The 23,301-nt window shown below is 62.6% G+C and carries 22 protein-coding genes and 1 pseudogene; 8 read left to right on the top strand and 15 right to left on the bottom strand.

Annotated elements, in window-relative coordinates:
* Positions 1-7: 7 nt before the first annotated feature.
* The 6 genes and pseudogenes from CFE28_10655 to CFE28_10680 all read left to right on the top strand — a co-directional run bounded on the left by CFE28_10655 (position 8) and on the right by CFE28_10680 (position 7,073).
* Positions 8-970, top strand: coding sequence for an isomerase (locus CFE28_10655; protein ID OYU70409.1), 963 nt, complete (start codon positions 8-10; stop codon positions 968-970).
* Positions 900-1,637, top strand: coding sequence for a hypothetical protein (locus tag CFE28_10660; protein ID OYU70410.1), 738 nt, complete (start codon positions 900-902; stop codon positions 1,635-1,637). Before CFE28_10655 ends, CFE28_10660 begins: the two co-directional genes overlap by 71 nt.
* 36 nt (positions 1,638-1,673) lie before the next feature.
* Entirely contained in the window at positions 1,674-2,876 is a 1,203-nt protein-coding gene (locus CFE28_10665; GenBank protein ID OYU71669.1) for a thiolase, read from the top strand.
* Between the two features lie 258 nt (positions 2,877-3,134).
* Complete coding sequence (locus tag CFE28_10670; GenBank protein ID OYU70411.1) at positions 3,135-3,497, top strand: transcriptional regulator; 363 nt, start codon at positions 3,135-3,137, stop codon at positions 3,495-3,497.
* Positions 3,494-4,804, top strand: a complete 1,311-nt coding sequence (locus CFE28_10675) for a toxin HipA (GenBank protein ID OYU70412.1) — start codon at positions 3,494-3,496, stop codon at positions 4,802-4,804. Before CFE28_10670 ends, CFE28_10675 begins: the two co-directional genes overlap by 4 nt.
* Positions 4,805-6,827: 2,023 nt before the next feature.
* Positions 6,828-7,073: pseudogene (locus CFE28_10680) on the top strand (hypothetical protein).
* A gap of 580 nt (positions 7,074-7,653) precedes the next feature.
* Here the strand turns inward: CFE28_10680 and CFE28_10685 are convergent.
* The 3 genes from CFE28_10685 to CFE28_10695 all read right to left on the bottom strand — a co-directional run bounded on the left by CFE28_10685 (position 7,654) and on the right by CFE28_10695 (position 11,512).
* Positions 7,654-8,718 (bottom strand): hypothetical protein, encoded by a 1,065-nt coding sequence (locus CFE28_10685; protein ID OYU70413.1) that lies wholly within the window; start codon positions 8,716-8,718, stop codon positions 7,654-7,656.
* An 8-nt stretch (positions 8,719-8,726) separates the two neighbouring features.
* Entirely contained in the window at positions 8,727-9,761 is a 1,035-nt protein-coding gene (locus CFE28_10690; protein ID OYU70414.1) for a hypothetical protein, read from the bottom strand.
* Positions 9,762-10,369: 608 nt separating this feature from the next.
* Positions 10,370-11,512, bottom strand: a complete 1,143-nt coding sequence (locus tag CFE28_10695; protein ID OYU70415.1) for a hypothetical protein — start codon at positions 11,510-11,512, stop codon at positions 10,370-10,372.
* 28 nt (positions 11,513-11,540) lie between these two features.
* Here CFE28_10695 and CFE28_10700 point away from each other — a divergent pair, with 28 nt between their 5' ends.
* Complete coding sequence (locus tag CFE28_10700; protein ID OYU70416.1) at positions 11,541-11,909, top strand: hypothetical protein; 369 nt, start codon at positions 11,541-11,543, stop codon at positions 11,907-11,909.
* 30 nt (positions 11,910-11,939) lie between these two features.
* Entirely contained in the window at positions 11,940-12,305 is a 366-nt protein-coding gene (locus tag CFE28_10705; GenBank protein ID OYU70417.1) for a hypothetical protein, read from the top strand.
* Positions 12,306-12,823: 518 nt separating this feature from the next.
* Here CFE28_10705 and CFE28_10710 read toward each other — a convergent pair.
* The 12 genes from CFE28_10710 to trbB all read right to left on the bottom strand — a co-directional run bounded on the left by CFE28_10710 (position 12,824) and on the right by trbB (position 23,059).
* A complete protein-coding gene (locus CFE28_10710) occupies positions 12,824-13,540 on the bottom strand; it encodes a hypothetical protein (GenBank protein OYU70418.1) in 717 nt (238 codons plus the stop codon).
* Complete coding sequence (locus tag CFE28_10715; protein ID OYU70419.1) at positions 13,537-13,950, bottom strand: hypothetical protein; 414 nt, start codon at positions 13,948-13,950, stop codon at positions 13,537-13,539. Before CFE28_10715 ends, CFE28_10710 begins: the two co-directional genes overlap by 4 nt.
* 93 nt (positions 13,951-14,043) lie before the next feature.
* Positions 14,044-14,265 carry a hypothetical protein gene (locus tag CFE28_10720; GenBank protein OYU70420.1) on the bottom strand — a complete coding sequence of 74 codons (222 nt, stop codon included), beginning with the start codon at positions 14,263-14,265 and terminating at the stop codon, positions 14,044-14,046.
* An 11-nt stretch (positions 14,266-14,276) separates the two neighbouring features.
* Positions 14,277-15,434: a conjugal transfer protein TraI gene (locus CFE28_10725; protein OYU70421.1), complete on the bottom strand. Its 1,158-nt coding sequence runs from the start codon at positions 15,432-15,434 to the stop codon at positions 14,277-14,279.
* Positions 15,431-16,387 (bottom strand): P-type conjugative transfer protein TrbG, encoded by a 957-nt coding sequence (trbG, locus tag CFE28_10730; GenBank protein ID OYU70422.1) that lies wholly within the window; start codon positions 16,385-16,387, stop codon positions 15,431-15,433. Before trbG ends, CFE28_10725 begins: the two co-directional genes overlap by 4 nt.
* Positions 16,388-16,431: 44 nt before the next feature.
* A complete protein-coding gene (locus tag CFE28_10735; GenBank protein OYU70423.1) occupies positions 16,432-17,118 on the bottom strand; it encodes a conjugal transfer protein TrbF in 687 nt (228 codons plus the stop codon).
* Positions 17,115-18,263 (bottom strand): P-type conjugative transfer protein TrbL, encoded by a 1,149-nt coding sequence (gene trbL, locus CFE28_10740; protein ID OYU70424.1) that lies wholly within the window; start codon positions 18,261-18,263, stop codon positions 17,115-17,117. The genes CFE28_10735 and trbL overlap by 4 nt, the downstream gene beginning before the upstream one ends.
* Positions 18,264-18,351: 88 nt before the next feature.
* Positions 18,352-19,086 carry a P-type conjugative transfer protein TrbJ gene (trbJ, locus tag CFE28_10745; GenBank protein ID OYU70425.1) on the bottom strand — a complete coding sequence of 245 codons (735 nt, stop codon included), beginning with the start codon at positions 19,084-19,086 and terminating at the stop codon, positions 18,352-18,354.
* Positions 19,083-21,536: a conjugal transfer protein TrbE gene (locus CFE28_10750; GenBank protein OYU70426.1), complete on the bottom strand. Its 2,454-nt coding sequence runs from the start codon at positions 21,534-21,536 to the stop codon at positions 19,083-19,085. The genes trbJ and CFE28_10750 overlap by 4 nt, the downstream gene beginning before the upstream one ends.
* Before the next feature lie 4 nt (positions 21,537-21,540).
* Positions 21,541-21,807 (bottom strand): conjugal transfer protein, encoded by a 267-nt coding sequence (locus CFE28_10755; protein OYU70427.1) that lies wholly within the window; start codon positions 21,805-21,807, stop codon positions 21,541-21,543.
* Entirely contained in the window at positions 21,807-22,127 is a 321-nt protein-coding gene (locus CFE28_10760) for a conjugal transfer protein TrbC (GenBank protein OYU70428.1), read from the bottom strand. The genes CFE28_10755 and CFE28_10760 overlap by 1 nt, the downstream gene beginning before the upstream one ends.
* Positions 22,124-23,059 carry a P-type conjugative transfer ATPase TrbB gene (trbB, locus tag CFE28_10765; protein ID OYU70429.1) on the bottom strand — a complete coding sequence of 312 codons (936 nt, stop codon included), beginning with the start codon at positions 23,057-23,059 and terminating at the stop codon, positions 22,124-22,126. The genes CFE28_10760 and trbB overlap by 4 nt, the downstream gene beginning before the upstream one ends.
* Positions 23,060-23,301: the final 242 nt, after the last annotated feature.

The raw sequence follows: 23,301 nt of genomic DNA on the forward strand, positions 1-23,301 counted from the left end.
GCCAACCATGAAACTCGTAACCTTCACCCTGGCAGACGCCAGCGAGCCGAGACTGGGCGCCCTGATCGACGAGGGGCAGGTCCTTGACCTGCAACTCGCCCAGGTCGCCATTCATGGACAGCCCCATCCCGACCTTGTCTCCATGCAGGCGCTGATCGAGACCGAAGGGCCTGGACTGGAACGGGCAAAAGCCCTGGCTGCGGCCCTGCCGGAGTCCGGACTTCTGCCCAGGGCCGAAGTCCATCTGCTGGCGCCGCTTCCGCGGCCCGTGCAGATCCGTGACTGCATGTGCTTTGAGGGTCACCTCGTGGGTTCAGCCGAGGCAGTGATGCGCCGCACAGGCGCCAATGAGCCGACGGAGCGGCAGAAGGCCATGGCGGCCGCCTTCAAGGATCGCCCCATTTACTACAAGGCCAACCGCTTCGCGGTTACGGGCCCTGACACCACGGTCAATTGGCCGCCCTACTCCAAGGTGATGGACTATGAGCTCGAAATGGGCTGCGTCATCAGCCGGCGCGGGGTCAATATTCCCCACGATCAGGCCAGCAGCCACATCTTCGGGTTCACCATCTTCAATGACTTCAGCGCCCGCGACACCCAGGGCGCAGAGATGGCGAGCGGCCTTGGACCGTCAAAGTCCAAGGATTTCGACAACGCCAACGCCCTGGGCCCCTGCATTGTCACCGCCGATGAATTCAATCCCTATGACGCGGCGATGATCGCCCGCGTGAATGGTGAGATCCGCTCGGAGGGCCATTCCAGCAGCATGACCTATTCGTTCGAGGACCTGATCAGCTTCATCAGCACCAGCGAAACCCTGCACCCCGGGGAGATCCTTGGGTCGGGCACAGTTGGCGGCGGATGCGGTCTCGAACAGGACCGACTTCTTGAGAGCGGCGATGTCATTGAACTCGAAATCGTTGGCATCGGGCGGCTCGCCAACCGCGTCGTCGCCTCCCCCAAGACCTGAACAGACGGAGGACCACATGACTATGGAAGTTGAAACGCGCCTGGCCGCCCTCGAACGCCAGCTGCAAGACCTCTCGGACCGCGAAGCGATCCGCAACATCATTCATCGCTATTGCCGGGCCGCAGACCGGTGCGACCTGGAAGCCTTCAAGTCCTGCTATTGGCCCGATGGCTATGACGACCACGGGTTCTTCGGCGGCAACGCTCACGAATTCTGCGAGTATGTGATCCCTGTCCTGAAGCAGGTCGACTCCAGCATCCACGCTATCACCAACACCATCATTGATCTCAAGGGCGACCGGGCCTTCTGCGAAAGCCAGTGGTCCGTGGTCCACCGCCTGCGCAATCCGGAGGGGGATGGGTTCCTCGATTACTGGCACCAGGGCCGCTATATCGACATCTTCGAAAAGCGCGATGGGGAGTGGAAGATCCTCACCCGCACCATTGCCGGGGATATGGATCGCCTGGTCCGCACCAAGGACATGCGGACGATCTTGGACCAGTTCTCTGGCGTCGAGACCCGTGGGCCAGAGAACCGGACTGACCGGGGCGCCCGGAGCCCGCACGACCCTGTTTATGTGGGCTTTGATCTGCCGGTCATTGGACAGATGCGGGACCCCATGCCTGATCTCTGGGCCGGCTTCTACGCTCTCGACAAGGTCCTGTAGGCGCCAGGCGTGGACGTCTTCATTGCAGGCGTCGGCATGACCTCATTTGGCGAGCACCCCGCGTCCAGCGCCGGGTCGCTCGCCAAACTGGCGCTGACAGAGGCACTTGCTGACGCCGGATGTGATCTGCAGGCCATAGAAGGCGTCTGGTTTGCGAACACCGGACAGGGCGCCCTCGAAGGCCAGCACATGATCCGCGGTCAGGTGGCCTTGCGGCCCCTGGGTTTTCAGGGCGGCCCCATCGTCAATGTGGAAAATGCCTGTGCGAGCGCCACGACCGCTCTGCACGGCGCCATCACCTATCTCCGCTCTGGCGCCGCTGACATTGTCCTGGCCCTTGGCGCGGAGAAGATGACCCATCCCGACCGAAGCCGATCCTTCGCCCTTTTCGACGCCGGGTGGGATGTCAGCGATCCTGACGCCAACCGGCGGATACTCCTCGCCTTAGGGGGAATGGATGAGGCTGACCTGCCGCCGCCTGCGGCGCGGCGCAGTGTCTTCATGGACGTCTACGCAGCCTTCGCCCGCCAGCACATGCGGCTCTATGGCTCGACACAGAGACAGTTTGCAGCGGTGTCAGCCAAGAACCATGGGCACTCCGTCGCCAACCCGCGCGCACAATTTCGGCAGGCCTTCTCCGTAGATGAGGTGGAGGCGGCGCGCGGCATTGTCTGGCCCCTCACCCTGCCCATGTGTGCGCCCATCTCGGATGGAGCTGCCGCCGCTGTCGTTTGTAATGCCAGAGGCCTGCAAAGGCTCGGCGCTGCGGGTCGTGCCATCAGGGTCCGGGCCTGCATCCTTGGATCCTCCATCAACCGGGCGCCCGACGATCTGCAGAACCACCTCGGCAGGATCACGGCACTGAAGGCCTATGAAGCGGCTGGCCTTGGCCCTGAAGACATCGACCTGGCGGAAGTCCATGACGCAACGTCGGTCGGAGAAGTCATCCAGGTGGAAAACCTCGGCCTTGTCCCGTTTGGCGAAGGCGGCAAGGCGGCGATCAGGGGTGACACAGCCCTGGGGGGCCGCATTCCCGTCAACACGTCCGGCGGCCTGGAGAGCAAGGGCCATCCGATCGGCGCCACCGGTCTCGGACAGGTCTTTGAACTGGTCGACCAGCTTCGGGGAGAGGCCGGGTCGCGTCAGGTCCCGAACGCCAAGGTCGCCATCGCTGAGAACGGCGGCGGTCTCTGGGGCATTGAGGAAGCGGCCTGCGCCATCACCATCCTGTCGAGGTAGGCTGGCTTCCCGGCCAGAGCAGCTTCCGGTGCGAGCCCATTCATGTTCAGGCCTGGGGCGATCGGGACCAGGATCCTCGGCGTCCCTGCACTTCCCATTTCAGGTCACCAGATCCTATAAGGGATTAAATATGACCTCAATCGTGCCTTTGCATGCCTTATGGATCATATTTGATCCTTACCACTTAAGGAATTGACCGATTTTTAATGGATTATATATGATACTCCAAATGCGATTATAGCGAATTAGAGATCATAAATGCCCCTCAATCAGGCCGCTGTATCCGGAACCGTCGAGACCAGCCTTCAGGATCTGGGTCTGCGGCTGGCGAAGGTCCGCCTGAGCCGCAACCTGACCCAGGCGCGACTGGCGCAAGAGGCTGGCGCCTCCCTGCCAAGCATCAAGAGGCTGGAGGCCGGCAGGAACATCTCGCTCGACACCTTCCTGCGGGTCCTGCGCGCCCTCAACCTCGGCGATCGAATCCTCGACATCCTTCCCAATCCTGAAGTCCGGCCGGTGGAGCGCGTTCAGAATGAAGGCCATGAGCGCCGTCGCGCCCGAAGCCAGCCGGAGGCGCCCAGGGCCACGGACTGGGCCTGGGGCGATGGGGAAGACCAATGACCAACGCCACCGTCCGCCTGTGGGGCAGAGACATTGGCGCGGTCAGCTGGATCGATGACCGAGCCATCGGCGTCTTCCAGTACATGCCCGATTTCGTCCAGAGCCAGATTGAGCTGGCGCCCTTCATGATGCCGTCGAGCCCCGACCCTTACGAGTTTCCCGGCCTGCCCCGGGAGGCCTTCAAGGGCCTTCCGGGCTTGCTGGCGGACTCGCTGCCCGACAGGTTCGGCAACGCCCTGATCGACGCCTGGCTGGCCCTGCAAGGCCGATCGGCCGGTAGCTTCAATCCGGTCGAACGCCTCTGCTATATCGGGACGCGGGGCATGGGCGCCCTGGAGTTTCACCCGACAATCCTGAGGGAGCCACGCAAATCCCGGCGTCTCGAGATCGACGCCCTCACCCGCCTGGCCAATGATGTCTTAAACAGCCGCACAAACCTCACCGGCGTCCTCAAGGGCGAGGATGACCATGAGGCCCTGCAGGAGATCCTGCGCGTCGGCACATCAGCCGGCGGCGCCCGCGCCAAGGCCATACTGGCCTGGAACGAACAGACCGGGGAGTTCCGCTCCGGCCAGGTCGCTGCGGGGGAAGGTTTCACCTACTGGCTGATGAAGTTCGACGGCGTCTCCAACAATCGGGACAAGGAACTGGCCGATCCCCAGGGCTTTGGCCTCATCGAATACGGCTTCTATCTTCTGGCCCGCGCCGCCGGCATCGACATGGCGCCATGCCGTATCCACCATGAGGGCGGCCGATCGCATTTCATGACGCAGCGCTTCGACCGCACCGCCAGCGGCCAGAAGCTCCACATGCAGTCCCTGGCGGCCCTGCGCCACTACGACTTCAATGCGGCGGGCGCCCATTCCTATGAGCAGGCCGTGGAAACCATCCGGCGGCTTGGCCTGCCCGCCCATGACATCGAGCAGCAGTTCCGGCGGGCGGTCTTCAATATCCTGATCCGCAACCAGGATGACCACGTCAAGAACATCGCCTTCCTCATGAACCGCAAGGGCGAATGGCGCCTGTCACCGGCCTTTGACGTCAGCTACGCCTACAATCCCGATGGCAGCTGGACCCACCAGCACCAGATGAGCCTGAACGGCAAGCGGGACCATTTCGATCTCGCCGACCTCGTGAGGTTTGGCGCTTACTGCGACCTCAAGCCCAAAAAGGCCGAAGCCATCATCCGCGAGATCCATGGCCAGGTCGAGCAATGGCCGACCTTCGCCGATAAGGCCGGAGTTCCAGACACAACCGCACAGGCCATCCACAGGGCCATGCGCCGCGGGATCGTCATTCCGGGCTGAGATGTCGGTGCGTCAGCACCTCATCCTTCCAAGCATAAACCAAGCAAGATCTTGCCTTGAGAGGCGAGAAGGGCGCGGCCCATCAGCGTGCGCCCCGCCCTCCCCCAATAAAGGTAGGACCGAATCCGCAGATAGTTACCAAGCGCCATTTCATCCAAGGCCGAACTTCAAGCAGTCCAGTTGGTCCACTCTGAGCGCGCAGCAAGGCCGTTTTTCCAGAGAATTGGCCCGCGGGGGCGCCAGCGCCAATTCACCCCAGTTGCTCAGGGGTCGGTCAGAACTCGGTGCATCATTGCAAGCGACATACCTAATCTCGGGTATGCAGGATGAGCCTGCAATTCCTAGACTCCAATTTCCCTGAGGCGCTCGGCGTTTTGCCTAGCTGCGCTGACGGCCTGAGCGAAATCGCCCAGCGATTTCCGATTTTGATCCGACTCGCGCCGACCGGCAGGCCAAAACGCCTCCCGGACCTGGGAGGCCAAAAATGACAACGCCCGCATTAGCCAACAACGGCATCATCGGTTGGTACGACGACAACTTCAGCGCCAATCTCTCCGACGCCTACCTGCACTCCCTCATCGATCATATGAAATCCGTCGGCTATGGCGGCATCGTCTTCGATTTCGCCGTCAACATCACAGACGACGGCAGCATGCCTGTGGTGAATGCCAACACCCGGATGTACGCCCTGGCCCAATATGCCAAGTCTCTGGGCCTAAGCGTCTCGCTCCAACCCTTTTTTGCACAGAATGGATCCCAGACTCCCTTGAGCGGCTGGATGCCGTCGAGCAATTTCAAGTTTGAAAATTTCTTTAGGGATGCGCCAGGCGTCTTCAACACCCTGGCGACTGCTGCGGCCAGCAATGGATTTGGCACGCTCTATCTCGGCTACGAGAATGACTTCCTGTTTTCAGACAAATATGTCTCGCAGTGGAGCGCAATCGTTTCAAATATCCGCGCCAAATTCACCGGTGACATTTCCTATACGGGATGGGCCGGGGCATGGATCGTAAGTCATTCAGACTTCAGCAAAATCGGCATCTGGAATCTGGTCGACAAGATCAGCCTTCAATTCCAAATTCCGGTGTCGGCGACGCCAATATACGACATTGCGCAGATACAAGCGGCCTTTACATCAGCCCCGACAGCCCAGATCCCCGCCATTGAGGCCCAGGTGGGCAATAGCGGCTTTGGGGCCTACGCCAGTAATATGGTGGCTACGATCACCGCCCTGTCGCAGAAATATGGCAAGCCGATCACGGTCGACTCCGTGCGCTTCATAAACTCCGATACGGCCTTGAACGGGGGTTTTGACCCTACACGCGCGCAAACCCAGGCAAATCCCCTTCCCCTTGATCCAAAGCTCCAGACTTTGGCTTACGCCGCCGAACTTAGTCTTCTGGCCAACCAGTTGAAGGACATCGTCACCACTATCAATATCGGCGTCTATGAGCCCTGGATGTACAATATTTGGTCGAATCCATCGAGCCCATCCCAGGCCGCTGACTGGACCTTCTTCAATGCCTGGAAGTACTTTGCTTCACTTGCCGGGCCGCTGACAGGGCAAGGATTGATCACGACGGACGCCGGATCCCAGGCTGAAGAACTGGTGTCGGCCTTTCTGGCGAACCCAACGACCTTCAATCCCTATGCCGCCAAGATCGTTGGAGGCCCTGGCGATGACAGGCTCTATCATGTCGCACCCGGGGGAAACACCATAGACGGCGGCGGCGGGGTCAATACGGCCCTCTATGCCGGCGCCTATCAAACCTATCAGATATCGGGAAAAGCCGACGGAAGCTGGAAAGTCGCTGATCTCTCCACAACGGCTCCTGATCAGCCAGACACCCTGATAAACATACAGAAGCTTGAGTTTTCCGACAGGACCGTCCTGGTTTCGGACCTATCTGCGGCCCTGACGACCATTAAGGGCTGGTATAGCGCCATTCTGCGGGAGGATGCAGTCAGTGGACCTCACAGCCTGTCCGCCTCTGGACTGATGCAGTCGATGGCCATTGGACAAATGACGAACTCAGGCGGACTCTCTAACGTCATCAAGACCGCCGCCAGTTCCTCGTCGGTGGCGACCCTGGCCTATCAGTTTTTTACCGGCTCTACCCCCGGCGCTGGGGGTATGGACTATCTGGTGTCGCCGACGGGCCCCAACCCCAACAATCTCAATGCGGCCTATTATCAGAGCTTCAGCCTCGAGAACCGCTACATCAATTTTGCGGTCAATCTTGGCAAGACTGGCGCGGGTCAGGCGTCCTTCCAGGCCGGTTATGGATCCTTGTCCCTGGCTGAGTCCCTGAGCAAGGCCTATGCGACAATCTTCGGATCCACGCCGTCGGCTGGCAAGGTTGATCTCCTGCTGAATGGCATGGTGCCCGACGGCCTTGGGGGAACAGAGACCAGGGCCCAGTACTTCGCCTTCTATGGCCAGGATGGCGTGAACGGCATCGGAACCAAAGCCGCCATGGTGGGCTGGCTGCTGGGAGAAGCAGTCAAGGCCGATATCGGTGACTATGCCCTATCCAATGACGCCTTCCTCACCGCCATAGCCAATGGAACCACCACCTATGGCGTCGACCTCATCGGTCAGTTCGACAAGCCGTCATATCACTACATCAGCGGGTAGGTGAGCGACACTGACCTGCACCTAGCCGCAGGCGAAGGAAGCAAGCCAGGTTGGCCACTGCCCGACACACCACTAGCCGGAAGACACAAGGCCAGCGACTATATGGGTGCCGGAAGTCACCTCACTTCGCCTGATCGCGCATATTGCCCATTGGACCAAACTCGTCAGGAATCACAATGAGGCAGGAGGTGCTCCGCCCCTCACCACCCGGCTAATGGGATAGATCGCGTAGCAGCAGCATCAGTTCCCGCTGGGAGTTCGTACCCGTCTTGCTCAGAATTGACCTGATCTGAACCCTTACAGTCTCGACGCTCTTTCCCTGGGAAGCCGAGATCTGGTTCGCCGAAAGTCCTTCATTTATCGCTTGAGCCACTTGGGATTCTGCAGGTGTAAGGTCGTAGAGCACCTTCAGCAGAGGCGCTGGCAAGGGCTTTCCCTTGTTTCCGCCAGCAAGGGTCAACAAGACCATGTCGGGAGAAAAGAGGTCCTGCGCCTCCCCTGAGATCGGCATCAAATGCAGAACCCTGGATCTCTCGTCTGTGTCGGAAGCAACAGGGATGCTGCATCCTGTCGCCTTCCGCGTCCTCATTTGCTCCAGGGATTTTTGCAGATGGGCGCTCGCTCGTGAGTCCTTCAGTTTTATGCCGGCGCTGTGATCGAAAACGCTAACACCGAGCAAGGGCTCAAAAAGAGCGTTGGCGGCGAAGAGCCTGCCCGAAATTCCAATAACGGCGGTAGGTATGCCAATGGCTTCGAGCGCCTGGGTAATGGCCTTCGCCCTCTGGAAGCTTAAGCGCGCCGAGATCGATATGGCCCTGGCCAAATGGGCTCTAAGGGGGTCCAGATCCGGGATTGCCGCCTTGGCATGATTGAAAGATGGAAATCCGTCGATGGTGCAGATCAGATTGTCGTTTCCGATCCCATGGATGTGTGTCCCGACGCTGGCGTGAAGCCCCATGGGTATCAAGTATTCCTGGTAGAGGCGGTTTTGATTGATTTCCTCTATGGAAACCAGATCCAGCTCACTGACGAAGCCGCTGTGATTGAGCGCCAGCAGCCTCGGCGCCCGGATGTTGTATTGGGCCATTTCCGCCGCAGCCGTGGTCGCCAGCATGTGCGCCATCTTGTCGGATGCGACAAAGCTAGTGCGGTCACCATCCCATGCAAAAATCGAGGCGCCTCTCGCGTCAAACCTCGTCGAGATCTGATCAAACACACTGATCCACTTGTCGCCGATCAGGGCCGCCTCATAGATGGATGCAATGAGCTCGTTCAACCTCAGCCTTACCTGTGCTTGCAGACGTCATCCATGTCCAAGACCCCCTCCCGGCCGGAATACTCCCCAAGCACGACCGAGGAAATCAGATGGGCCACAAAGGGATCGGCGACATCATTATGGCAATGGATTCCTGTTGAGCTGTCGATCAGTAAAATCCTGCCACTGGGGGAAGCGCCAGGAGGCTCAAGCACTAGGCCGGCCGCGCTGTCAGCTTTGCTTCTGACAAAGATGTCCGGATCAAGTAGAGCGGATTCAAAGCCCTTCTTTCCCCCGACATAGCCCGTCTCCCTCGCAAATATTTGCATGGGGGCGACACGGACGCCCTCATCGTGGGTCGAAACGGTATAGGCTAACCGAGTTCCGCAGCGTCGGACATCCCGGTAGGGATTTCTCTCAAATCCCCTACCCATTGCAAATCTGCCTGTGGAAAAAGCTGCCTGAAGGCCAATGACCGTGAGTCCGGACTCGCCATCGCACCCTAGCGGCTCGATCAATTCCTTGCCGGCGACGGCGCTGGTCAAAATCTTTGCTCCAAAGCTGTGTCCAACCAGGACGGTCTTGAGACCCAGTTCCCGGTGCAGTTGCGCGAGGGGGCGGTTTACAAGGATCGATCCCCAGATGAATCCCGCTTCATCGGCATCATGCGCCTTGTTGACAAAGCTGATGAACGGAACGACCCAGTTTGCGGGCCACGAAATGCCCACAAACATGGGTCGCACGGCGCCGCCCCTCACCTCCAAGTCATCGGAAATGTTCTTAGCCCACGCCTGGTAGGATTCCAGACTGGACTGTTCACTCTGGTTCCAACCGGTCGCCAGGACGAAGACATGGGTTGGACAGCGGTTTCGGGCGCACTCTGACCGATATTGCTCCAGCAGTTCACGCTTCAGGCTAACTTCCAGAGCATCCCAAGAGGATTCCATGTGTTTGGCTGGCATACTTTTCACCCGCCCCGCAGCGCATGAGACGCCGTCATAGCTCGTGTAGACAAGCTTGCACCCCTGACCGCCTTCAAGTGTCAGAATGTGGGAGACATACATAGATTTGTCATTGAGCCGATTCCAAAAAACTTTGTATTGATCAGCGACCTTACTTTCTGTGTTGGGATCTTCTGGAAACCTTAGACAATGCTTACCCAGATTGCATGCTGCAGAATTTTCAAGAACAGCTTGAACAGCGCCGACCTCCCTTTGACTGCCCTTCTCCAACCCGATAATGATCATGGGAATTTTGACGTCGACTTTGGGTCGCTCTATCAACAGGGCGTGAAACTGATCTGAAGCCAGAACGTGACCGGGAGCCGCGAGCGCAAGCACCGTGCACGCCAGTGCGCTCCGGGCAATCCGAACGGTTGCTTGTCTTAACCAGGAAGGTTTCATGTCGACTCCACTTGGTAATGGCCGCTGAGATATTGAATGACTTCTGCCCCGCGGGCCTTGTTCCGCGCAAAACCGAGGAGTCACCATGGTGAGGCGTGCACCGGGCGACAGAGAGCCCTGCCCCCAACCAGTAAGGGTGCAGGAAGCCCCCTACGCGCCATCAGTTGGGCCCCCGGCCAGGGGCTCCGGCAAATAGTGCTGGCGCGATCGGAAGCGTGCATCGATACAGGGTTAGGACGTAGGCCCCACGACCGCATACCCAAGTTTAGTTAGTTAGCGCCCAGCAGACCCTGAAGGCGGAACAGGTCAGATTGTCGGTTGGATTGTGTCTTTTCCAGAATGGCCTTTACCTGGCTTCTGACAGTCAGAACCGTTGATCCGCGGCCTTCGGCCACCTGTTGGACGGAAAGCCCCCGGATAAGTCCGTCGGCGACTTCGGCTTCGGCGTCAGTCAACGCGAACAGGCTCGCCAGGCGCTTGAGTTGGGCGGCGCCATGGGTCGCCCCGGCGCCATCCAGGATATAGAGGGCTGTCCTTGGGGCATTGATGACCGCCCCGAAAGGATTGTCGTTGCCCAGGGGAACACCCACCGCAATCAATGGGGGGCGCCCTGAGGGCCGCCGGATTACGATCTCCTGCGCCGCCCTGGTCTGCCAGAAGGTCCTTCTGGCCGTCAGCTGCGCCAGCATGTTGGCCACGGCCAGGTTGGCGGAATTGTCGGTTGACCTAAGCTCGCCCTGCTCGAAATTGAGGCCATCATTTTCATCGAAAAGGACGCGGGCACGGCGGTTGGCCAGAAGAAGCCCTCCCCCCTCGCCGAACAAGAGACAGGCGGTCGAGAAGTAGTCGAACGCATCCTGGATGGCTGGATCGACCGCCTGGGCAGGAGCGATATTCAACACAAGGTCAATGCATCGCCGCAAATGTGGAAAGATCGCCTTACCAGTAGACTTTTCCCGTGCAGAGAAATCCTCCGCCGCTGGGCCCCTTCCCACAATCAATCCAGCTGTGGAGGGCTGCGCGGCTTCAGGACTGCGCAGGAGCAACTGAAGCCCGAACTCGCTATTGGTCGGCACCATGTACTCCCGATAATATTCAGACTCATGAAGCTCATCTGGCGGGTAGACTTCACTGTTGATGAAGACCCCCGGGGCCACGCCAAGCCGAATTGCGCGCTCAGCGAAAGGCGCCTGGCGACCATAGATGTGGATACGGTCCAGAACCGGTGTCGGGTCCAGGTTATGCATAGCGAAAATAGCAGGTATGGCCCCATCCATCGGCGGGGAATGCAAGGCGCCCCTGTCCGCATCGACCGCCGCACAGAATGAAATCACGACATCGCGCCAACGACCGGGATCGTGGACAGCCTGATAGATATCCGACAGGACCGGCTCCAGGATGGGGTCCGACATACTGCTATCCGTGCGGCGTTGTAACGAGGTGACGCATGGCCTGCAATTGACCGGCGCGCGTCATCTCAGCACGACCAAGTATGTCCCGGATTTGTGCGCGCACCGTATGAACAGACCGGGCTCTCGCCCTGGCGATCTCCACAGGCGGGCAGCCGAACAACAAATCCCAAGCAACCTCAGACAAAGCCTCGCTGAGACCGAAGAGATTTCGAAGGCGTCGTTCTCCGACTTTGGAAGACGCCGGCTGGTGAACCGTCAGAAAGTATACGCCGGCGCGCACGACACTCAGGGAACCGACCAGCGGATTTGCATCGCCAAGGGGCTGAACAACCACCACAAAAGGCTGACCAAAGGACTCGCTGAGATCCAGCTCAGTCTGCGTGCGCTGACGGGCTGACGACGCCCCGCAAGCTGAACGTATTGCGGATTGAAGGTCGTGGTCTCGCAGAGGTTTGGCGACACGGATATGGCCATCGCGCAAGCAAACCGCCTTCCCGCGCCGAAGCAAGGCCTTCGCCGCGCGGTTTGCATAGATGACGCCGCCGGCTCCATCCAGCAGCGCGCACCCCGTGGAAAATTGATCCAGCGCCTGCATATATTCTGGGGCGAGCGGCGCCCGTGTCGCAGACTTCAGACGCATGGTCGCTGCGAAGCACAGATGGCTCTCAAGGCGCTGCAAGGCGTCAAGGTCATCTCGACAGAATTGCGGCTCTCCAGCTTGCCGACCGACGTAGATGACGGGCATGAAACCCAATTCGGGGGGCGACAGCTCCAGGCTCCACAGGTCACTTAGACCCAGATCCGGAATCGGTCTGCATTTCCTGAAGGTCCGCGTCGAACTTGAACAAGGCGTATCGGCTGCGGCGCCGATAGTCGGATGACGCAAGCCAGGTTTCCCTGGTTCGGCATGTGGATTGCCTCCCGAAACATGGGTCTGTCCATATGGTGTGGTGACATCGGGTATCGATGCCATCTCGATCCAGACCCTGGCGTGCAGGGCGTTTGACATGGCCTGGCACACCTCGTCCCACACACTTGGAACGAGGATTGCATCGTAAATCTGCTCAATCAGTCTTTCGGACCATGGCGCAAAGGTCAGCGCCGCAAATTCAGCTTCCACCGACGACGGTGACCTGACGCATGGTTGCAACTTTTCCGCCCCACGACCTTGCATAACCAAAGTATGCTTGCGCACGGTATCCGCGTGCAATCTCAATTTTCAAGAAGGGGAATTGGAAGCCAAATGCATACCCAATCTTGGGTATGCCCCAGACTTTGCAATGAGCACTGATGTGTCAATCAGGCCATGCTTCAGGCCTGCACGACCCGGAACACCGACCCGGTACTATGATCCCGCACCAGGTCCACCGCCTGCCCGTCCCAGTGATAGTCGAGGTGTCGCCCCTGGATCGGGGCGGATGCCCCATCGGGATAGAAGAGCCCGACGCACTCGCCCCCTGTATGACGGATACTGGGATAGACCAGACCATCCGAGCCCCTTGCTCTCAGCTCGGTCCCCAACTGTTGGGCTGGGGCGTAGTCATCTGGCGACAGCACAGGGTCGGTTGGAAGTAGATCTCTCAGGTCACGGAGGTCGGCGTCTATGCCCATGACGATTTCCCGGAACTGCGAGGTCCATCCGGCAGGCTCGGCAGTTCTGGCCATGAAAAGTGCGTGATGGTGGATGGTCTCGAACAGGGCCGTTTCGAAGGACCTTGCCACATAGAGGACGCCATAGCCGCCTGCTGAGAACCGGCTTGGGCGGTCAGGACTGACATGGGTGAAGGGCGCCATGAGGTAGGAAGCCCCCGGACCACCAACCCGTCGCTCTGGCGGGATCAGGTCGAGATTGCCGATTGTGCTCATGATCCGCGGATTGGACTTCTGCTCGGCGGAGATCAGCAGGGGCCAGTCGGCTGGATCGGCAATATCTTCGAAGAGGTCGATCGGCGGAAAGGCGCTGCGGATGATCCGCACGGCGCCCTGCCAGTCGACCCGGACCGTCGCGATATCTCCGACTGCTGTCACCAGACCCCGCGCTCCGCATCGAGATAGCGCCTGACCCGCATGATGTCGGTGAGTTCTCCGCCCAGCATGATGTCCAGGGCGCTTGCCTGTCCGAAGGCGGCGTTGGCCGCGCCCATCCAGGCATAGGCGCGCTGGGGCTCCTGGAAGATCAGGCGCAGGGCCTTGTGTATGCCCATCAGGTTGGAGAGCCTGGCGCAGCCATCCCGGGAGAACCGGCCTGGCCCTTCCGCTTTCCAGCGACGATAGGACCTGACCGGCATGTCCAGAAGTATGGCGGCCTGCTCGTCAGTGACCTTCCAGTTGGCGAACAGGTTTATCGCCGCCCGGAACATGGCGGCGGCCTCTTCCTGGGTGATCGGTTCCGCCCGAAAGGCCTGGGGAGATGTATCAACAGGTTGCAGGGTCTGCATGTCTGGCCTCCATATGGCATCATATAGTATATTTGATGCCATATGGCAATGAAGGGTCAGCCTTGGGCGGGATCGCATCCCGCCAGTCCCTTCTCAGGCCACGTCGGTCCGTTTCAGGCGCGCAAATACCCGGTCTGTGCCCATAAAGCGCGACAGCATGGGGGCGATGAGCTTGGCAGGCTCAACCGACCGTCCGCCGTTCTGGGTCAGAACCTGGCCATAGGCCACAAGGTCGCGATGGACCGCGGCGGGCAGCTCAATGGTCAGCTTGACCGGGGTATCGTCTTCCAGGGTTGCGAGTTTCAGCTTGCTCATGGGTCTGCCTTTCAGTTGCGATAGGGCTCAAGGATCAGGTCCCGGGTGACCAGGACGCGGACCGGGGCGCCAGGGGCTATGGTCAGGGTCGGCGGGACGCCGAGCCCCTGCCCCACAGCCTGCTGGCCGACCTGGTTGAAGGTTCCGGAGGCGCCCTGGCGAAGGGCACGGACGATGTCGCTGTCGCCGTCATTGCCGAGGTTTGCGCCCACCCCGAGCACGGTGGACAGGGCCGCCATGCCCATGAGGCCGCGCCAGTGTGGATCGACCTTGCCTGACAGGCCCGCATAGCCGCGGGCGTCCCCGGCGGGGAGCTTTTCAAGGACGAGTGAGCGACCGTTTGGCAGGATGAGCCGGGTCCAGGCCAGCAGAACCCGGCTCTGCCCGAAGGCGACCTGGCTGTCATAGGCGCCGATCAGTCGCGCGCCCTGCGGGATCAGCAGGATCTGGCCAGTGGGGGTGTCATAGACGTTCTCCGTGACCTGTCCGACAATCTGTCCCGGCAGGTCCGAGCGGATGCCTGTGATCAGGGCGGCCGGAATGACCGCCCCGGCCTGGACCACATAGGGCGAGGCCGGGGACTGAAGGCGATCGGGGCTGGTGGTGCGCCGGTCAACGGGCCCGTCAAGAAGGGTCCGCCGTCCCGTCCCAGTGGCTAGTTCAGTCAATTCCGGCCCGCCAGTGGTGGCCGCAAGCACCATGGGAGCGGGCGCAGCCTGGGCATCAGCGGCAAAGAGCCGGCTTGTGCGGGCCGCGTCCCGCTCCTGGGCCCGCTGCTGCAGCCTGGCCTCCGCCGCCTGCCGCGCGGTCTCGTTCTCCACCCGAGCACCAGAACCCGCAGACATGTCCGGAGCCGGGGCGCCGGACTCGGCGATCGGCCGTCCTAGGTCACCCGGCAGGGGCGGACCAAGTTTCGGAGCCGCATAGTCCCTGGGAAGGGTGTTCAGGCGCTCGGGCGGGGATCCACCGACGCTGTAGAGCTCAGGAGCGGACGTCCTCGTCCGGTGATCGGTCATGGCCCAGGCGACCGCGCCTGTCACCACCAGAGCGCTCACACTCGCCATGGCGATCAGCACCTTGCGGGAGATCCGCGTCACCTGTGGCGGCGGGGCGCGCAGTCTCAGGATTTCGGCGCCATCAGGCTCTGAGGTCTGGTGGGCGGCGGTCATGGTCTTGCAAGCCGCTCGAGCCGGACCTTCTGCCGGGCGGGCCCCTCACCCAGTCTGAGCTCGGCCGTGTCGAAGAGGCGGTCGACGACCATCCTCTGGCCAAGAACCCGGTAGTTGACGAGATCGCCTTCCCGCCCCTTCCCGACATTGATGAAGAGGGGCGGCATTTCGGCCTGACGGACTTCCCCGGGAAACTCGATAAAGGTTTGCCGGCCATCATCGAACACCCGCACCGGCCGCCAGACAGCCCTGGCCCCATCGATACGGTAGCCGAAGTTGAGGTTCTCAAGGGCGACCTGCGACGTCCGGGCGCGCTCCGCCGCGACCAGCGCCGCCGCCGCCCGGGCTTCATCCTGGGGATAGCGCCAACTGACCGAGGGCATATAGGTTACAGCCGTGGCGCGGATTTCGATGTGATAGGTCCGGCGGTTGGTATTGACCACCAGATTGGTCTGCAGGTCCGCCCGGGTCGGTTTGACCAGGATATGGACCCGCCGCTCGGGGCCGGACCCGCTCTCGGTGTCGCCGATCACCCAGCGGGTGGTGTCCCCAGCCGCCACAGGACCTGAGCCGGAAAGGGTCTCGCCCTCCTGCAGGACAATGTCAGTCACACGGCCAGGCGCCGCATAGACCTGGAACAGGGCGCCATCTGAGAAGGCGTAGATCTGGGCTGCGGAACTATAGCCTGTCCGGCTTGGCTCAACCCTGGCCGCGGCATTGGACAGGGCGACCCGCAGGGCTGGATCGCGGACCTCCGGCGCCGGGACGCGATGGACAGCCTTCGCCCTGCCCTTTGGCGGATGCGACTTTCGAACCAGGACCCTGGGTTTGATTGTAGCAACGGCGACCGGGGCGGGTTTGCCCACGACCGGCGCAGGGACAGGCTGACCGGGGAGCGGCCCTAGAGCCTTTAGGGGCGCTGGCCCGTCCCTGGCCACGGCCGCGCAGGCCATGGAGCTCGATGAAAGAATTGCCAGAAAACAGCCAGATAGACGCATCAGTTCATCTCCCTTGACCAGTTGATGGCCTGGACGAAGACCCCGAGGGGATTTTTCCTAAGACCCTCTGCGGTCCGCGGCGACTGAAGGACGACGGTGACAATGGCCGACCATCGCTCGGTCGATGAAAGACTGCCCTCGTCATAGCGACGCTCAACCCATTCCACCCGGAAGCTGCCAGGCGAGGCCCGGATGACGCTGGAAACGTCCACGGCGATCTGGACGCGACCGACCTGGCTGAAGGGGTCATTCAGCCGGGCATAGTTGCTGAGCGCCGCTCCGCCGCTTTCCGTGGTGTAGTCATAGGCCCGCAGCCAGTTCTGCCGAACGACCACGGGGTCGGCGGGAATGGACCTCACCTCCTCGATGAAACGCGAGAGGTGCCAGGCGATCTGCGGATCGGTGGGCTGATAGCCGGCGCTCGCCGGCGCCACCGCCTGGGCCTGGCCAAGCTTGTCTACCTGAACCACCCAGGGCGTCACCGTGCCCCGCGCCCCCTGCCAGACCAGGGCGCCCGCAAGGCCTATGGAGAGGGCCAGATTGCCAAAGGCGATCAGGCGCCAGTTGCGGGCCTGGAGGCGGGCCGACCCGATGCGGTCATCCCAGGCCTCGCTGGCCCGCTGATAGGGGCTCTGAGGTTCAGGCGTGAGCCCGTAGCTGACGCCCGGACGGGTGAAGACATTCATGTGCGATCCTCCGCAAGGCTGACCGAGGTCCCGCTTCCACCATGGTCGCCGGACCTGAGGGCATGGGCCGCCGTCATGGCGCCGTGGGCGGCCTGCTGGCGGCTCTGGTAATTCCGGGCCCAGGGGGGAGCGCCGCCAGAGGGCGGGCCTCCGCCACCGGGGCCCTGAGGCCGCGCGCCAGGATCGCCAGATCCTGTGGGGCCTGGCCTGGCGCCGCCCAGGGCCGCTGCCGCGCCACGAAGTCCGCCAAGGCCGCCGCCCAGGAGGGCCCGGGCGCCCATGGCGCCGGCCATGGCCAGACCTCCCACCGCCAACCCTGTGCCGACGGCGGCTCCGGCGCCAAGCTGGGGCCCGCCGGAGACCAGGCCGCTGGCTATGCCCGGGCAGAAGATCCCGAGCCCAAGCAGGCAAAGGGCGCCCAGGGCCAGGGCCAGGACCTCGTCGAGGGAGGGAGCGACCCCGGGGGACCCCAGCTCAAACTCAGCAAACAGGGTCGAGCCGATGCCGACCACCACGGCCAGGACGAGGACCTTGACGCCGGAGGCCATGACATTGCCGAGCACCTTCTCGGCCAGAAAGGCGGTCCGGCCAAACAGGCCAAAGGGCACCAGGACAAAGCCCGCTAGGGTGGTCAGCTTGAACTCGATCAGGGTGACGAAGAGCTGCACCGCCAGGACAAAGAAGGCGATGATCACCACCAGCCAGGCGAAGACCAGGACCAGGATCTGCGGGAAGTTGTCGAAGAAGGCCGGAAAGCCCGACATCTGCTGGGCGGCTTCCATGATCGGCCGGCCCGCATCAATGCCGGCCTGGCCAAGCTTGCCCGGGTGAAGGAAGTCGGCGGCCGACATGGCGCCGCCTGAAGCTTTCAGGCCAAGGCCCGAGAAAGACTGGAAAACCACCTTGGCCAGACTGTTGAAATTGGACAGCAGGAAGGCGAAGAACCCCACATAGAGGGTCTTCTTGATCAGCCGGGCGATGATGTCATCGCCCGATGACCAGGCCCAGAACAGGGCCGCAAGGGTCACATCGATCCCCACCAGGGTGGTCGCCAGAAAGGCCACCTCGCCCCCCAGAAGGCCAAAGCCGGAGTCGATATAGCGGGTGAAGACCTCCAGGAAGCGGTCTGTGGCGCCGGTATTCATGACACGGCCCCCTTCCCCCACATCAGGCGGAGATCCGCCGCCACAGAGGCCGGGACCAGAAGGTCAGAAACTTCAAGGATAGAAGGCATTAGTGGAACATGCTCACGTCATGGGGCTGGTAGGTCGACCGCCGGTCCATGAAGCGGCGGAACTGCTCCTGGGCCTGATCGCGGCTTGCAGCGCGCTCGGCCTGATCGAGGGCATTTGCCCGCCCCTGGGCGGCCATCATGGCGGTCAGGTCTGCGAGCTGCTGGGACTGCAGGGCCAGGAGCTGATTGCCCGCCTGGGTCGCCTGGACAATGCCGCTGGCTCCCTGACTGGCGTTGAGCAGGGTCTCGGTCTCGGCCTTTGAGCCGGACATTCCGGCCACCACCCCGGCCTGGATGCGCAGGGCGTCCTGGAAGGCGGCGGTGGAGTTCAGCCATCGCTGTTTGGCCGACAGGACAAGGCCTGCGTCAGAGACCCCGACCGTGACCGTGTAATTCTGGCTGAACTCACGATCTATGGCCTGGACGTCAAAGCCGACCCGCCTTGCCTGCTGCACCAGACCGCCAATGCGGCTGAGATTGCCCTGGATGGTCTGCAATGAGGAATATGGCAGCTGGGCCAGATTGCGCGCCTGATTGGTCAGACTGAGCGCCTGGTTCTGCAGGCTGCGGATCTGGTTGTTGATCTGCTCCAGGGATCTCGCCGCCTGCAGGATATTGGAGGCGTAGTTGGTGGGATCAAAGACGATCCTCTGGGCCTGGGCGCCCTCACCCGGGACAAGGATCAGCAGGGCAGCGCCAGAGATGGCGGCCACACGGCGTGTCAGATGGGTCATGGTACGAACTCCTCATTCTTGGGGGTTGGGAGAGGCCCGGACAGGCGGACAAGGTCTGCCGCCCAATCCAGGCCGCGATGGGTCAACCAGGCTGCGCCAAATCCCCGGGGGCCGTGGGCGGCGAGGATCTCACCAATCGCGACCTGATCGGCCTTGGAGGAAGCCGCACAGAAGGCGAGCGCAACGTCTCCAAGGCCCAGTTCAAAAAGCCGGTTTCCCTGGCGCGACTGGCAATAATAGTCGCGCTTGGGAATGGCCCGGCTGAGGATCTCGATCTGCCGGGCATTGAGGCCAAACCGCTGATAGGCCGCAGCGATCTGCGGCTCGCCTGCCCGGTCATTGGGCAGGAAGAGCCGGGTCGGGCAACTCTCGATGATTGAGGCGGCGATGGCGCTGGTCTCGATATCGGCCAGGGACTGGGTGGCGAAGACCACCGAGGCGTTCTTCTTGCGCAGGGTCTTCAGCCATTCCCGCAACTGGGCGCCGAAGGCGGGGTCATCCAGGGCCAGCCAGCCCTCATCAATGATCACCAGGGTGGGCGCCCCATCCAGCCGGGCGGCGATCCTGTGGAACAAGTAGGCGAGGACAGCGGGGGCTGCGGCCGCTCCCACCAGCCCCTCGGTCTCGAAGGCCTGGACGGGGGCGTCCCCAAGTCGCTCGCCATCGGCGTCCAGCAGACGTCCCCATGGCCCGGCCAGGGTATAGGGCTGCAGGGCAAGCTTGAGGGCGTTCAGCTGCAACAGGACCGTCAGACCGGTCAGGGTGCGCTCAGGTCCAGGGGCGGAAGCCAGGGAGCCAAGGGCGGTCCACAGGTGATCCTTGATTTCCGGGGTGACGCTGACGCCCTCCCCTTCCAGGACCCCCGCCAGCCACTCGGCCGCCCAGGCCCGCTCGGCGGGCTGATCAATCCTGGCCAGGGGCTGGAGGGCCACGGCGGCGCGATCATCGGCCAGGGCCCCGCCAAGGTCATGAAAATCTCCGCCCATGGCCAGGGCCGCCGCCCGGATCGACCCGCCAAAGTCAAAGGCGAAGACCCGGGAGCCCCGATACCTGCGGAACTGCAGGGCCATGAGGGCCAGGAGCACGCTCTTGCCCGCCCCTGTGGGGCCCACCACCATGGCGTGGCCCACATCGCCCACATGCTGGCAGAAGCGGAACGGGGTCGACCCCTCGGTCCTGGCATGGAAGAGCGGCGGCCCGCCAAGATGACTATTGCGCTCAGGCCCGGCCCACACCGCCGACAGGGGGATCATGTGGGCCAGATTCAGGGTCGAGATCGGTGGCTGGCGGACATTGGCGTAGGCATGGCCGGGAATGCCCCCCAGCCAGGCTTCCAGGGCGTTGAGGCTCTCGGGGATGCAGGTGAAGTCCCGACCCTGAATGGTCTTTTCCACAAGCCGCAGCTTGGCGTCGGCGGTCGCCGGATCCTCATCCCAGACGCAGATGCTGGCCGTGACGAAGGCGTGGCCAGTCATGTCGGCCCCGAGCTCCTGCAGGGCCTCGTCGGCGTCCTGGGCCTTGTTCTGCGCGTCGCTGTCGATCAGAGTCGAGGCCTCGCTGGTGAGGACCTCCTTGAGGATGGCCATGATCGACTTGCGCTTGGCGAACCACTGGCGGCGGATCCGGGTCAGGACCCGGGCGGCGTCGACCTTGTCCATACAGATGGCCCGGGTGGTCCAGCGATAGGGAAAGGCCAGCCGGTTGAGATCATCCAGCAGGCCGGGCCAGGTCGCCGTCGGAAAGCCATTAATGGTCAGGACCCGCAGGTGGGCCTTGCCGAGCCGGGGCTCCAGGCCTCCGGTGAGGGGCTGATCGGCCAGGAGGACGTCCAGATGCATGGGTGTCTGCGGCACGCCGACGGCATGCCGGTTGGTGGAGACCGTGGCGTGCAGATAGGTCAGGGTCTCCCCATCGGTGAGCCAGGCGGCTTCGGGAACAAAGCCCTCAAGCAGGGCCAGGATCCGGTCGGTCTGGTCGACAAAGCCGCGGAGGGTTTCTGTCCAGTCGACACCCCGGTCCTGACGGCCCTCATAGAGCAGGGCCTCTATCCTGGCGGTTTGCTCGGCCGGCGGCAGGAACTGGAAGGTCAGGAAATAGCGGCTGTCGAAATGGGCGCCCTCATCCTCGAACTGGGCGCGGCGCTCCTCGTCCAACAGGGCCGAGACCGGGTCGGGAAAATCACTGAGGGGATAGGCGCCCGAGGCATTGCGCTGGGCCTCCACATGGACAATCCAGCCTGAGCCCAGACGCCGCAGGGCGCTGTTGAGGCGACCGGCCGCGGCCACCAGCTCGCCGGAGGTTGCGGAGTCCAGATCTGGCCCGCGGAACCGCGCTGTGCGCTGGAAGGAGCCGTCCTTGTTGAGGATGACCCCCGGCGCAATCAGGGCCGCCCAGGGCAGGAAGTCCGGAAGGCGGGCGGCGCGGGGGCGGTATTCGCGAAGGTCGAACATGGCCCTAGACCCCCAAATAGGCCGGGATGCGCACATGCCGGCGCACCACATCGACAAAGTGCGGGTCACGCCGGGCAGCCCAGACCGCCAGGCCATGGCCCACCAGCCAGAGGCAGAGACCGACAATCCAGAGCCGCAGACCAAGGCCGAGGGCCGCAGCCACCGTGCCGTTGACTATGGCCAGGGCACGCGGGGCGCCGGCCAGCAGGATCGGCTCGGTCAGGGCCCGGTGAACCGGAGCGTAGAAGCCGGGGGCGGTTTCGGTCTCCATCAGACCAGCGCCCCGCCGCCAAAGGAGAAGAAGGACAGGAAGAAGCTCGAGGCCGCAAAGGCGATGGAGAGCCCAAAGACGATCTGGATCAGCCGCCGGAAGCCGCCGGCGGTGTCACCAAAGGCCAGGGTCAAGCCAGTGACGATGATGATGATCACCGCAATGATCTTGGCGACCGGCCCCTCAACGGAGTCGAGGATCTTCTGCAGGGGGCCCTCCCAGGGCATGGAGGAGCCTGCGGCCAGAGCCGGACTGGCCAGCAGGCTGGCGATCAGCAGGCTGTTGGCCGCGTGAAGGCGGCGGCGAAGGTGGCGGTTCATTGATCATCTCCCTGAAAATCTGCGGCCCCTTCGGCCAGGCGGTAGTCGCCCGCGGCTGAGAGCCCCCTCACCCGGGCGAGCTCGGTGAGGCGGCGCGCCCCGCCCCGGCCCGACAGGACCGCAATCACGTCGATGGTTTCGGCAATGAGGGCCCGGGGCACGACGGCCACCGCTTCCTGGATCAGCTGTTCGAGCCGCCGCAGGGCGCCCAGGGCCGTGCTGGCGTGGATGGTGCCGATGCCCCCCGGATGGCCCGTCCCCCAGGCCTTCAGCAGATCCAGGGCCTCAGCCCCACGGACCTCGCCTATGGGAATGCGGTCAGGGCGCAGACGCAGGGAGGAGCGGACCAGCTCGGCCAGGGAGGCGACGCCGTCCTTGGTGCGAAGGGAGACCAGATTGGGCGCCGCGCACTGCAGCTCCCTTGTGTCTTCAATCAGCACAACGCGATCGCCAGTCTTGGCGACCTCCGCCAGGACAGCGTTGGCCAGGGTGGTCTTGCCGGTGGAGGTCCCCCCGGCGATCAGGATATTGCGCCGCTCCGCCACGGCGGCGCGCAGCACCGCCGCCTGGCCTTCCGTCATGATCCCGGCGGCCACGTAGTCCCCAAGACCAAAGACCGCCACGGCAGGCTTGCGAATGGCGAAGGTCGGCGCCGCCACCACCGGCGGAAGCAACCCTTCAAACCGCTCGCCGGTTTCAGGCAGTTCGGCCGACACCCTTGGCTGGCCGGCATGGACTTCGGCGCCCACATGATGGGCCACCAGACGCACAATGCGTTCGCCGTCCGCCGGAGAGAGCCAGGCGCCCGTATCGGAGAGCCCCTCGCTCAGGCGATCGATCCAGAGCCGGCCATCGGGATTGAGCATGACCTCGACGACGGCGGCGTCATTCAGCCAGCGGGCGATCTGCGGCCCCAGGGCGGTCCGCAGCATTTGCGAACTGCGTACAAAGACCTCATTGCGGATCGGCGTCACGGTCACGGCCCTGCCTCCAAATTCGCTCAAAACAGCGAAGACTGGAGATCAGAGAACGCCGCAAATTCCGGGCTTCAACCGTCCTTTGGGCATCGTAGGGTTCTGGCGAAGAATTGCTGACGTGCGGCGGGACCGGTCCCTGCGCTTTCACCGCGTCTGATCAGACGTCGACGGCGTAAGGGCTGCATTCCTCAGTGACC

This window comes from Alphaproteobacteria bacterium PA2 (assembly GCA_002256425.1).
Classification (GTDB): Bacteria; Pseudomonadota; Alphaproteobacteria; order Caulobacterales; family Caulobacteraceae; genus Phenylobacterium.